General features: G+C 71.6%; 11 protein-coding genes. 7 read left to right on the plus strand and 4 right to left on the minus strand.

Annotated features, from left to right (window positions below; all coding sequences use genetic code 11):
* Positions 1 to 128 precede the first annotated feature (128 nt).
* From ACW5E8_RS11175 to ACW5E8_RS11200, 6 genes are all read left to right on the plus strand, one after another.
* Entirely contained in the window at positions 129 to 1,664 is a 1,536-nt protein-coding gene (locus ACW5E8_RS11175; protein ID WP_456965596.1) for a glucan biosynthesis protein, read from the plus strand.
* Between the two features lie 41 nt (positions 1,665 to 1,705).
* The gene (gene mdoH / locus ACW5E8_RS11180; protein WP_456965743.1) at positions 1,706 to 3,574 is read left to right on the plus strand and encodes a glucans biosynthesis glucosyltransferase MdoH; all 1,869 of its coding nucleotides are present in this window, start codon (positions 1,706 to 1,708) and stop codon (positions 3,572 to 3,574) included.
* A 69-nt stretch (positions 3,575 to 3,643) separates the two neighbouring features.
* Positions 3,644 to 4,597 carry an energy transducer TonB gene (locus tag ACW5E8_RS11185; protein WP_456965598.1) on the plus strand — a complete coding sequence of 318 codons (954 nt, stop codon included), beginning with the start codon at positions 3,644 to 3,646 and terminating at the stop codon, positions 4,595 to 4,597.
* Between the two features lie 64 nt (positions 4,598 to 4,661).
* Positions 4,662 to 5,330, plus strand: coding sequence for an alpha/beta hydrolase (locus ACW5E8_RS11190; RefSeq protein WP_456965599.1), 669 nt, complete (start codon positions 4,662 to 4,664; stop codon positions 5,328 to 5,330).
* 5 nt (positions 5,331 to 5,335) lie between these two features.
* Complete coding sequence (locus tag ACW5E8_RS11195; RefSeq protein ID WP_456965600.1) at positions 5,336 to 6,229, plus strand: sensor histidine kinase; 894 nt, start codon at positions 5,336 to 5,338, stop codon at positions 6,227 to 6,229.
* Positions 6,226 to 6,957 (plus strand): LytR/AlgR family response regulator transcription factor, encoded by a 732-nt coding sequence (locus ACW5E8_RS11200; protein ID WP_456965601.1) that lies wholly within the window; start codon positions 6,226 to 6,228, stop codon positions 6,955 to 6,957. The genes ACW5E8_RS11195 and ACW5E8_RS11200 overlap by 4 nt, the downstream gene beginning before the upstream one ends.
* Positions 6,958 to 7,003: 46 nt before the next feature.
* Here the strand turns inward: ACW5E8_RS11200 and alr are convergent, their stop codons facing one another.
* Entirely contained in the window at positions 7,004 to 8,086 is a 1,083-nt protein-coding gene (alr, locus tag ACW5E8_RS11205; RefSeq protein ID WP_456965602.1) for an alanine racemase, read from the minus strand.
* Positions 8,086 to 9,372 (minus strand): D-amino acid dehydrogenase, encoded by a 1,287-nt coding sequence (locus tag ACW5E8_RS11210; RefSeq protein ID WP_456965603.1) that lies wholly within the window; start codon positions 9,370 to 9,372, stop codon positions 8,086 to 8,088. Before ACW5E8_RS11210 ends, alr begins: the two co-directional genes overlap by 1 nt.
* Before the next feature lie 117 nt (positions 9,373 to 9,489).
* On the opposite strand from ACW5E8_RS11210, the gene hemC reads away from it, so the two are divergent.
* Positions 9,490 to 10,404 carry a hydroxymethylbilane synthase gene (hemC, locus tag ACW5E8_RS11215; protein ID WP_456965604.1) on the plus strand — a complete coding sequence of 305 codons (915 nt, stop codon included), beginning with the start codon at positions 9,490 to 9,492 and terminating at the stop codon, positions 10,402 to 10,404.
* Here the strand turns inward: hemC and ACW5E8_RS11220 are convergent.
* Together ACW5E8_RS11220 and ACW5E8_RS11225 are read right to left on the minus strand one after the other, a co-directional pair.
* Entirely contained in the window at positions 10,401 to 11,081 is a 681-nt protein-coding gene (locus ACW5E8_RS11220; protein WP_456965605.1) for a DUF481 domain-containing protein, read from the minus strand. The genes hemC and ACW5E8_RS11220 overlap by 4 nt on opposite strands.
* A gap of 83 nt (positions 11,082 to 11,164) precedes the next feature.
* Positions 11,165 to 12,121: a dimethyl sulfoxide reductase anchor subunit family protein gene (locus tag ACW5E8_RS11225; protein ID WP_456965606.1), complete on the minus strand. Its 957-nt coding sequence runs from the start codon at positions 12,119 to 12,121 to the stop codon at positions 11,165 to 11,167.
* Position 12,122: the final 1 nt, after the last annotated feature.

The raw sequence follows: 12,122 nt of genomic DNA on the forward strand, positions 1-12,122 counted from the left end.
TCGGAGCATTGCACGCTCGGTGTGGCGCCTGCGTCACTCGAGGCGGCCAATTCGTTATCCGCACGTGAAAGTCGCGCCCCGGTGCGCGCTATATTCCGCCGCCATCCCCTTGTTCCCCGGCGAACACCTTGCATCGAAGAGAACTCCTGCTGGCGGGCCTGGCGCTGCCGGTGGCTGCGGCGCTGCCCGGCCGATCCATCGCTACCGCCACGCAGCGCGACGTGCCCTTCGACGACGACACGGTGCCGGCGCTGGCTGCGACGCTTGCCGCAAGCGCGTACCGGGCGCCGACACGCGAACTGCCCCCCGCCCTCGCCGACATCGGCTATGACCGCTACCGGGACTACCGCTACCGGCCCGAGCGGGCGCTGTGGCACGGGCAGGGCAGGGGCTTCGAGGCGCAGTTCTTCCACCGCGGTTACATGTTCCGCGAGCGCGTGGACGTGCACGTGGTCGAGGACGGGCGCAGCAAGCCGTTCGCGTACTCGCCGTCCCTGTTCCGCTTCGACCACGGCGCACCGGCACCGCCGGACGACAGCGACCTCGGCTTTGCCGGCTTCCGCCTGCATGGATGGTTGCAGGGTGGCGCCGAGGCACGGGCAGCTACGCCGCCGGACGAGATCGCCGCCTTCCTCGGCGCCAGCTACTTCCGCGCGGTCGCGCGCGGCTTGGGTTACGGGCTGTCGGCCCGTGGCCTGGCGCTGGGCAGCGGCGACCCGGGTCCCGAGGAATTCCCGGTATTCCGCGCCTTCTGGCTGGAGACGCCCGCGCCAGGCGCGACACAGCTGGTCGTGCATGCGCTGCTGGATTCGCCCAGCGTCGCCGGTGCGTACCGTTTCGTCATCGTGCCCGGCGACGAGACCGTGTTCGAGGTCGACGCGCGCCTGTATCCGCGCGTCGAACTCGCGGCGGCCGGCATCGCGCCGTTGACCAGCATGTACGAGTTCGACGCCCACGACCGCGCGCGCATCGATGATCCGCGGCCAGCGGTGCACGATTCCGACGGCCTCGCGCTGCTGGCCGGCAGCGGCGAGCAGGCCTGGCGCCCGCTGCGCAATCCGCGCGTCGTCGAGCACAGCGGCTTCCAGGACCGCGACCCGCGCGGCTTCGGGCTGATGCAGCGCAAGCGCGGTTTCGATGACTACCAGGATCTCGAGGCGGGCTACGAGCGGCGCCCCGGCTGCTGGGTCGAGCCGATGGATGCCTGGGGCGAAGGCGAGGTCCACCTGGTCGAAATCCCGACCGACAGCGAGTACGCGGACAACATCGTCGCCTTCTGGCGCCCGCGCGCGCCGCTGGCCGCGGGGCGCGAGCACCGCTGGCGCTACCGCCTGCACTGGGCGGCGGGCCACGGCTGGAACCCGTCGCTGGCACGCGTGGTGGCCACGCGCAGTGGCGCGCTGGACCGGACTGAAGGCCGCCAGTACCTGGTCGACTTCGCGGGCGGCGCCCTGCCCGAAGGAGAAGGCAGCGTGCGCGTGCACGCATCGGACAACGTCGGTGCGCTGCGCAATGCGGTCGTCTATCGCAATCCGCAGAGCGGCGGCTGGCGCGTGGGCTTCGAGCTCGAGCCCGGCGACGCGCCTGCGGTCGAAATGCGCCTCTGGCTCGAGGGCGACCAGGGGCGCGTGTCCGAAACCTGGCTGTCGAGATGGACGCCTTGAGCGCGCATCACAGCTCCCGCGCGGGCGGCGACGTCCCGCAGATGCCGCCGCTGCCACCCGATTCACCGCTGGACATGCGCGTGCAGGCGCTCGGCCACGGCCAGGTGGCCAACCCGACACGCCCGACCACGCCGCCGAACATGGCCTGGCGCCGCTTCGCGGTGATCGGTGGCGCGGCGCTGCTGACCCTCGTCGCCACCTACCAGATGTGGTGGCTGCTGCGCGGCGATGGGATCGACCCGCTCGAAGGCACGTTGCTGGTGCTGTTCGTGGCCCTGTTCGCCTGGATCGTGCAGGCCTTCGTCGGCGCGATCGCGGGCTTCGTGCTGCTGCTGCAGCGGCGCCCCTTGCGCATGGGCATGAGTGCGCAGGGCCCGCTGCCCGTGCTGTCCACGCGCACCGCGCTGCTGATGCCGATCTACAACGAGGATCCGGAGCGCCTGATGGCAGGCCTGCAGGCGATGCACGAGTCGCTGGCGGTTGCCGGGCAGCTCGGACGTTTCGACTTCTTCGTGCTCAGCGATACCCGGAAGCCGGACATCCAGGCCGCCGAGGCCGCCGCGTTCATGGCGCTGCGCGAGCGCCTGGACCCGGATGCGCGCGTGCACTACCGCCTGCGCGAGGACAACAGCGAACGCAAGGCCGGCAACATCGCCGACTGGGTGCGGCGCTGGGGCGGCGCCTGGCCGCAGTTCCTGATCCTCGACGCCGACAGCGTGATGGACGGCGGCACGATCGTGCGCCTGGCCGCGGCGATGGAGCGCCACGACGATGTTGCGCTGATCCAGACGCTGCCGGTGATCGTCAACGGCAACACCCTGTTCGCGCGCATGCAGCAGTTCGCCGGCCGCGCGTACGGCCCCGTGATCGCCTATGGCGTGGCCTGGTGGCACGGCGCGGAGAGCAACTACTGGGGCCACAACGCGATGATCCGCACCCGCGCGTTTGCCGAGTGCGCCGGGCTGCCGCAGCTCAGCGGCGTGAAGCCCTTCGCCGGCACGGTGCTCAGCCATGATTTCGTCGAAGCCGCACTGATGCGCCGCGGCGGCTGGGCGCTGCACATGATCCCCGGTCTTGGCGGCAGCTACGAGGAAGGGCCGCCCTCGCTGACCGACATGCTGGTGCGCGACCGCCGCTGGTGCCAGGGCAACTTGCAGCACGGCGCGGTGTTGCCGGCACGCGGCCTGCACTGGGTCAGCCGATGGCACCTGCTGATTGGCATCGGCCACTACTTCACCGCGCCCATGTGGGCGATGTTGATGCTGGTAGGCGTAGCGATCCCGCTGTTGCATGCCGGGTTCTCGTGGGGCCATTTCTCGCTCGCGGGCTTCACGCCCACGGCCTACTGGCGCGAGCAGGACAGCGCACGCTTCATCGGCGTCTTCATCGTCACCATGACGATGCTGCTGGCGCCGAAGCTGATGGGCTACCTCGCCACGGTCGTCGATCCGGCGATGCGCCGCGGCTGCGGCGGCCCGCTGCGCATCGCGGCCGGCGTGCTGCTGGAAACGGTGCTCGCCGCGCTGATGGCGCCGGTGACGATGTGGGTGCAGTCGCGCGGCGTGGCGGAAGTGCTCGCGGGCAAGGACTCGGGCTGGGAGTCGCAGCGGCGCGACGATGGCACGCTTCCATTGCGCGAACTGCTGCGCCTGTATGGCGGTTTGACGCTTGCCGGCATCGTGGCCGGCGTGGCCGCCTGGATGGTGTCGCCGGCGCTTGCCGCGTGGATGTCGCCGGTGGTGCTCGGCCTGGTGCTGGCGATCCCGGTCGTCGCCCTGGGCGCGTCGCGCGCCGCGGGGCAGTGGCTGCGCCAGCGCCGCATCTTCGCCACCCCCGAAGAGCTGGCGCCGCCGCCGGTACTGGTGCGTGCTGTCGAGCTGCGCGCAGCGCGCCTGCAGACGAAGGATTGACCCGCCACCGAAGCAGGATCGTCATCGAAGCCTCCTATCGTGTGCCCCACAGCCACAGGGGGCTAAGGAATGAGGCTTCATCTCGTGGGCGCGGCGCTCGTCGCGGCCCTTGTCACCAGCGCGTGCGGACAGCAGGCGCCCTCGGTCGAGGATGCGGAAACCGGGGAGTCGTTCGTGGTGCCGAGCGAGCCCGCCGAAGCCGTGGACCTGTCGCGCCGCTCGAACGCGGAGCTGATCGAGGCCGCTGACCACGCGCTGCGCGAGGGCCGTCTGTACGCGCCGGCCGGGGACAGTGCGATCGAGTACTGGCTCGAGGCCCGGAATCGGGATCCGGATGATGCGGCGGTGGTCGCCACCGTGGTCGAGCTCCAGCCCTATCTCCTGATCGCATGCGAACAGGCGATCGCACGCAACGACCTCGTCGAAGCGCAGCGGCTGCACGGATTGATCGCGACCAGTGACCCCGAAGCGCCCGCGCTTCAACGCCTGGCCACGGGGATCACTGCGGCCCAGGCGCAGGCAGAGCGCGCGGTCGCTGCCGCGCAGGCGATCGCGGGACAGGCTGCCGCCACGCAGCGGGCCGAGGTGCCGGGTGCATCGCCTGCCACATCGACACTACCTGCTCCGCCCGTCCTCGCCACGACCGGGCAACCGCAGCCGCCATCGGCGTCCCCATCGCCGCCTGCGTCAACGCGCGAGCCGCCCAAGGCCCCGCCGCAGGCCCGGTCGACGCCCGCGCAGGAGCGCACCAGTACCGCGCCGCCGGCCGCACTTCCGCGGGCGCTGCATCAGCCACCACCGCGCTATCCGTCACTGGCGCTGAATCGCCGGATCGAGGGTGCAGTGCAGGTGGCCTTCACCATCCGTCCCGACGGCAGCGTGGAGGACGCGCGCGTGCTCAGCGCCGATCCCCCCGGCGTGTTCGACCGCTCGGCATTGGCGGCCGTGGGTGGCTACCGGTTCGAGCCGATCGGTCGGCGCATGGCGTCCACGGTCACCCTGCGCTTCAGCCTCGCCCCATAGGCCACGCGGCCGGCCCGGCGTTCGCGCCTGTGCATAATGGCGCGCCAGGCCATAGAGGGTTGCCATGTTGCTGGAGTGCATCGAACGCGAGACCGGGCCGGACCCGGCATGGAGCATCATCTGGCTGCACGGCCTCGGCGCCGACGGCAACGACTTCGTGCCGATCGTGCCCGATCTGCTGCGCCGCGACTGGCCGGCCTTGCGCTTCGTGTTCCCGCACGCACCGGTGCGCCCGGTGACGATCAACAACCGCGTGCCGATGCGCGCCTGGTACGACATCGTCGACATCGCCCTGGACACCCGCGCCGACGAGGCCGGCGTGGCGGAGTCGACGGCGCAGGTCGAGGCGCTCATCGCTCGTGAAGCCGAACGTGGCGTGCCGCGCTCGCGCGTGGTGCTGGCGGGTTTCTCGCAGGGCGGCGCGGTCACGCTGGCTGCAGGCCTGCGCAGCGCCGAGCCGCTGGCCGGGCTGGTCGCGCTGTCGACGTACATGCCTTCCGCAAACAAGGCGCGCGATGCCTTGGTCGCCGGCGCCGAAAAGCAGCCGGTGTTCATGGGCCACGGCAGCCAGGATCCGGTGGTGCCGTTCCAGGCCGGGCAGCAGAGCGCGGCCCTGCTGCGCGATCTGGGCTTCCAGGTGGACTGGCATGCCTACCCGATGCCGCACTCGGTTTGCGCCGAGGAAATCCGCGACCTCGGCGACTGGCTCTCGCAGCGGTTCGCGGCGGGCTGAGGACAATGGGCGAGCAGCGCGCCGACGAGCCGTGGCTGCCCGACCTGTGCCGGCTGCCGCGGCTTGCGGCGATGCTTGGCATCGCGCAGCTGGTGGTCGTGGTGGTGGTGCTCGTGCCCGACGCCGGCAGGTACTGGGATGTCACCCGCGTGTTGTCCACCAGCGGCTTCGCGCTGTGGCTGGCGCTGTCGGTATCCGTCCTGCTGTGCGTGTCCCGCCGCGCGCTGTCGCGGCTGCCGCGGCGGACCGGGGCCCTGGTGGCGGTCGCGCTCGCGGCCGCGGTCGCGGCGGCCGTCGCGGCCGTGGTGCACGCCCTGTTCGCCAGCGTGGGAGAGACCGGCAGCTGGCCCACGGCGATGCGTTTCGTCACCGGTTCGGCGGGCGTGGTCACGCTGATCACCGCGCTGGCGCTGCGCTACTTCTACGTCATCGACCGCTGGCAGGCGCAGCTTGCCGCGCACGCGCGCGCCGAGGCCGACGCATTGCAGGCGCGCATCCGCCCGCACTTCCTGTTCAACAGCATGAACATGATCGCCACCCTGCTCAAACGCGACCCCGACGTCGCGGAGCGCGCGGTGCTCGATCTTTCCGACCTGTTCCGCGCAGCGCTGGGCGCGGGCGAGGATGACTCCACGCTTGCCGAGGAGGTCGGCCTGGCCGAGCGCTACCTCGGCATCGAGCAGCTGCGCCTGGGCGACCGCCTGCGGCTGAAGGTGCGCAATCCGTCGCTGCCATCCGATGCGCCCGGCGTGCACGGTGCCGGACATGCGCAGCGCAGCATCGCCCATCGCCTGGGTTACGCCTTCGGTCCCCGGGCGCGCATGGCCTGCGGCTGGGACGCGGGCTACTATGCCTGCGAGCTGGAGCTGCCACTGGCGACGGGGAGGAGAACGCCATGAAGGTGGTCATCGCCGACGACGAACCGTTGGCACGCGAGCGCCTGCGCACGCTGCTGGGCGCGTACGCCGATATCGACGTGGTTGCCGAGGCCGGCGACGGCCGCACGGCGCTGCAGGCCTGCGCCGAGCACGAGCCCGACCTGGTGCTGCTGGATATCGCGATGCCCGGCATCGACGGCCTCGAGGCCGCGCGCCACCTGGCCGCCTTCGAACCACGCCCGGCCGTGGTGTTCTGCACCGCCTACGACGCCCACGCGCTGTCGGCCTTCGACGCGGCCGCGGTCGACTACCTGGTCAAGCCCGTGCGTCCCGAACGCCTCGAAGCGGCGCTCGAGCGCGTGCGCACGTTTACCGCCGGCCTCGAACGCGGGCGCGGCGAGGGCGGCCCCGGCAAGCGCCGCACCCACCTCTGCGCGCGCCTGCGTGGCAGCCTGCGCCTGATCCCGATCGAGGACGTGCACTACCTGCAGGCCGAGGAGAAGTACGTCGTGGTGCACCACGCCCGTGGCGAGGACTTGATCGAGGAGTCGCTGAAGTCGCTGGAGGAAGAGTTCGGGGACCGCTTCCTGCGCATCCACCGCAACTGCCTGGTCGCCCGGCACGAACTGGTCGAGCTGCGCCGCGACCCCGAGGGCCACGTGCATGCCATCCTCCGCCACGGCGCCCAGCCGCTGGAGGTCAGCCGCCGCTGCGTGGCGCCGTTGCGCGAGATGCTGCGCGAGCGCTGAGCGACGCAGGTCCGGCGGCGCGGGCATGGCCCGTGCGCAATCGGGGTCAGGAGCGCTCGACCACCTGCCGCGTCGCCCGCTTCAGCCCCGTCAGCAGCCGGTACGGGCTGTTCCCGCTGCGCGCCGCGACTTCTGCGACCGGGAGGCGCGCGCCCCACAGTTCGATATCGCTGCCGATGCCGGCGCCGGGGTGGTCGGTCAGGTCCACGGTCAGCATGTCCATCGAGACGCGCCCGATCAGCTCGCCCGGCTGGCCGTCGATGATCACCGGGGTGCCCGAGGTTGCGTACTGCGGATAGCCGTCGGCATAGCCGACAGCGACCACGCCCACGCGCGTCGGGCGCGAGGTGGTGAAGGCGCCCGCGTAGCCGATCGGTTCGCCCGCGGCGAGCTCGCGTACCGCGATGACCTTTGACGCCAGCGCCATCACCGCGCGCAGCGGCTCGGCCTCCGCGCACGGCGCATCGAGCATGTGCGAACCATAGAGCATCAGGCCGGGGCGCACCCAGCCGCCGCGTGCCGCTGGCCAGGCCATCAGCGCGGCGGAGTTGGCAAGACTGGTGGTGGTGCCGGGTGGAAGCGCCGCCAGCACCGCGTCGAAGGTGGCCAGCTGCGCGGGCGTACTGGGCTGGCCAAGTTCATCGGCGCGCGAGAAGTGGCTCATCGCGACCATGTCGCCCACCCACGGCAGTGCGCGCAGGCGCCGCCATGCATCGGGATAGTCCTCGGGGGCGAGGCCCAGGCGGTGCATGCCCGAGTCGAGCTTCAGCCAGACCGGCAGCGGCTGTTGCAGCGGAAGGCGCTCGAGCACGTCCACCTGCCAGGGCGAGGCCACCACCGTCCACAGCGCATGCCGTTCGATCAGCGGCAGCTCGTCGGCGTCGAAGAAGCCTTCCAGCAGCAGGATGGGCGCGCGGATGCCGGCCTCGCGCAGCTCGATCGCCTCCTCGATGCAGGCCACGCCGAAGCCGTCGGCTTCGCCGTCGAGCGCGCGTGCGCAGGCCACGGCGCCGTGCCCGTAGGCGTCGGCCTTGACCACGGCCAGTGCCTTGCCGCCGCCCAGCGTTCGCGCGTGGCGGTAGTTGTGGCGCAGGGCGTCGAGGTCGATGGTGGCGCGCGCGGGCCGCATCAGCGCAGCCCCGTGGGCGCTGCGGGCCAAGGGCGCCCGTAGCGGGACATGTCGAGGCCTTCGCCGTCGATCGCGGGCGTGCGGCCGTCGACCAGGTCGGCGAGGTAGCGCCCGGAGCCGCAGGCCATCGTCCAGCCCAGGGTGCCGTGGCCGGTGTTGAGCAGCAGGTTGCGGTACGTCGTGGTGCCGACCACGGGCGGGCCATCCGGCGTGGATGGGCGCAGGCCGCTCCAGAAGCTGGCGTTGGCGAGGTCGCCGCCGTCGGGATACAGGCTGCGCACCACCATCTCCAGGGTGTCGCGGCGGCGCTGCGGCAGCGACAGGTCATAGCCGCTGACTTCGGCCATGCCGCCGACACGGATGCGGTCGTCGAAGCGGGTGATCGCGACCTTGTAGCTTTCGTCGAGCACGGTCGAGTGCGGCGCCAGCTCGGGGCAAGTGATCGGGATCGTCAGCGAATAGCCCTTGAGCGGATACACCGGCAGGCGGATGCCGAGCGGCGCCAGCAGGCGCGGCGACCACGCGCCCAGGGCGAGCACATAGCGGTCGGCGGTCTCGGTCCGGCCCTGGATGCGCACGCCGGCAATGCGATCACCGTCGCCCAGCAGGGCTTCGACGTCCTGCCCGTAGCGGAACTCGACGCCTGCGGCCTCGGCCATCGCCGCGAGCCTGGTGGTGAACAGGTGGCCGTCGCCGGTTTCATCGCCCGGCAGGCGCAGCGCGCCGGTCAGTGTGTCGGCGACCCTGGCCAGCGCCGGCTCCACGCGGGCAATGCCCGTGCGGTCGAGGAGTTCGTAGGGCACGCCGTACTGGCGCAGGATCGCGATGTCCTTGGCGGCACCGTCGAGCTGCGCCTGTGTGCGGAACAGCTGCGTGGTGCCGAGCGTGCGCTCCTCGTACGCAATGCCGGTGTCGCGGCGAAGTTCCTCCAGGCAGGCACGGCTGTACTCGGCAAGCCGCACCATCCGCGCCTTGCTGATGGCATAGCGGTGGTGGGTGCAGTTGCGCAGCATCTGCCACATCCAGCGGTACTGCGCGGGGTCGGCGGTCGGCCGGATCGCCAGCGGCGCGTGCCGTGACAGCAGCCAGCCCACCGCTTTCAGCGGGATGCCCGGCGCGGGCCAGGGCGAGGCGTAGCCGGGCGAGACCTGGCCGGCATTGGCAAAGCTGGTTTCCATCGCGGGCCCGGACGCGCGGTCGATGACGACGACGTCGTGCCCCTGTTGCCGCAGATACCACGCGCTGGTCACTCCGATCACACCGGAGCCCAGGATCAGGATACGCATTGGATTGACTCGGTCGGGCGGGTCGGCCAGGGGGCGGCGTGGCCGGCGGGTTCATGGAATCCGCCAGTATATGGATCGGAATCCACGGTGGCTCGTGCGGAAGGCGATAATGGCGGCGTGAACACACTCCGCATCGCCACCCGAAAGAGCCCGCTCGCCCTCTGGCAGAGCGAACACGTCGCTGACCTGCTGCGCGAAGCCCACCCGGGGCTGCAGGTGGAGCTCGTGCCCATGTCCACCCGCGGCGACGAGGTGCTGGACCGTTCGCTGGCTGCGATCGGCGGCAAGGGACTGTTCCTGAAGGAGCTGGAGCTGGCGATGCTGCGCGGGGACGCCGACTGCGCGGTGCATTCGCTGAAAGACGTGCCGATGGAGGTCGATGCGCCGTTCGCGCTGCCGGCCTTCCTCGCGCGCGCCGACCACGCCGATGCCTTCATCAGCAACCAGTTCGCGACCTTCGACGCGCTGCCTCCGGGCGCCTGCGTCGGCACGTCGTCGCTGCGGCGGCAGGCGCAGCTGCGTGCGCTGCGCCCGGACCTGGAGATCCGCGACCTGCGCGGCAACGTCAACACCCGGCTGGCCAAGCTCGACGCCGGCGAGTACGACGCGATCATCCTGGCCTGCGCCGGACTCGAGCGGCTCGGGCTGGGCGGACGCATCCGCGCGCGCCTGGATGCGCCGGAGTGGCTGCCGGCACCGGCGCAGGGCGTCATCGCGATCGAGTGCCGTGGCGACGACGAAGGGGTGATGGCGCTGTGCCGCGTGCTCGACCACGGGCCGACGCGCATCTGCGCCGGGGCGGAGCGGGCGCTGAATCTCGCGCTGCATGGCAGCTGCCACGTGCCGGTGGCGGCGTTCGCACGGCTGGATGGCGATGCCCTGTCGCTGCAGGCGCTGGTGGGGTCGGCGAGTGACGGGCGCGCGGTGCGTGCGGAGGCCGGAGGTTCGGCGTCGGCGTCGGACGCGCTGGGGCGCGAGGTGGCCGCGAAGCTGATGGATGCTGGCGCGGGCGAGTTCCTGCCGGAGCGCTAGAAGCGGTACTTCACGTGCACCGAGCCTTCGGTGTCGGTCGCGCCGCTGCCGCCGTTGCCGGCGCTGTCATGCCGCAGCTCGAAGTTCGAATGCAGCGTCCACTGGTCCTGCAGGCGCAGGTCCAGCCCGATCACCTGGCGGGTGGTGGTGTTGAACCGGCCGGTTTCGACCAGCAGGTTCTGGGTCAGCAGGGCGCGGTTGGCGATGCTCTGGCGCAGCTCCAGCCGGCTGCGGACGATCATGCCTTCGCCGGCGGTGCCATGGTCGGCATAGGGCTGCAGGCGATAGCCCGTGCCGAACTCCAGCTTGATGTTGGTGTCGGGCGTGCGCACGGCCTCATAGCCGAAGCCCGCGGTGAAACGCGAGTGGCTGCCGTGATTCACCCGCCAGTCGCGGCGCGAGGCCGGCGAGTACAGCGGGTAGCGTCGCGCGGCGATCGCCGGCAGGCGCATCGGCACCAGCGGGTCGACGGTACCCGGTATCGGCGGCTGCTCGATGCGCGTGAAGCGCGACGGTGCCTTCCAGCCCGCGTCCGCGCAGACCAGGCGATAACAGGGCAGGCGCAGGTCGGCGCGGCCCGAAGCCAGCGCGATCACCGCCGGCTCGCTCGGGGATTCCGGCAAGGGCTGGAGGATCACGGGCGGGGCGGCAAGGACCAGCCAGAGGGCCGCGAGCATGCGCTGTGGCTCCGAAGTAAACGGTTACATCGCCATTATCGCGGCCAATCGCCGCCGTTCCAAGACACTCGCCGCCCTGCGGTTCAGTAATAGGCGCTGACGACGTGCCGGGCCTGGGCAAAGAACAGCCAGCGCTCGGCAAAGGCACCCGCCAGCAGCCCCAGCGCGGCCAACGCCGTCGCGGCCAGGGCGGGCAGCCAGCCCAGCACCATCAGCACGCTGGCCAGTAGCGGTGCCACCACCAGCCCTGCCACCGACGCCAGCCGCAGCCGGAATGCGTGGCGGCGCGCGAGTTCGAACACCATCTCGCGGGTGACGTAGTTGGCCTCGGTGTGCGGGCGCTCGAGCACGCGCACCTGGCGATCGGGCAGGCCGACCGCGGCGCCGCGCGTGGCCGGCGCGGGCGCGGCGTCGATCGCGCGCCAGTACAGCCACTTCAGCACCGCCAGCACCAGGCCGAACAGCACCAGCGTCGGCAGCATTCCGGCGGGGCCCTGCCCGCGCAGCATCGCCGCCATCGCCACCAGCTGCAGCGCCAGGCCGGTGAGCAGGGCGAACAGCAGGTACACCGGCACCACCAGCGGATGGCGCCAGGCCGGGATCGGCTTGAGCGAGGCATAGATCATCGCGGTGCAGGCCACCGTCACCAGCGCCAGCACGGCCAGCAGCAGGCCCAGGCAGGCCAGCCACGCGGCGCGCGTGGCGCCGGGCTCCATCCACAGCAGCAGCACGATCGCCGCCAGTACAGGCAGCGGCGTGGCCACGGCCAGCACGCCCTCGCGCGACAGCCACGAGGTGCGCCACTGGCTGAAGGCGCGCCAGGCGCGGCCGGGCTTGCCCAGGTGCGCGAACGAACACAGCAGGCCGATGGTCGAGAGCAGCAGGCCAAGCCCCAGCCCGGCGAGCTGCACGCCCTCCAGCGCCGGCGACAGGCCGCCGCGCAGTGCCAGCAGCGCGATGGTCAGCCCCGACCAGGCGAGCAGGCCATAGCCGGCGCCGGACAGGGTGGTGAAAAAGATGACCGACAGGGCGGGATGCATG

Source organism: Luteimonas sp. A649, from assembly GCF_054072735.1.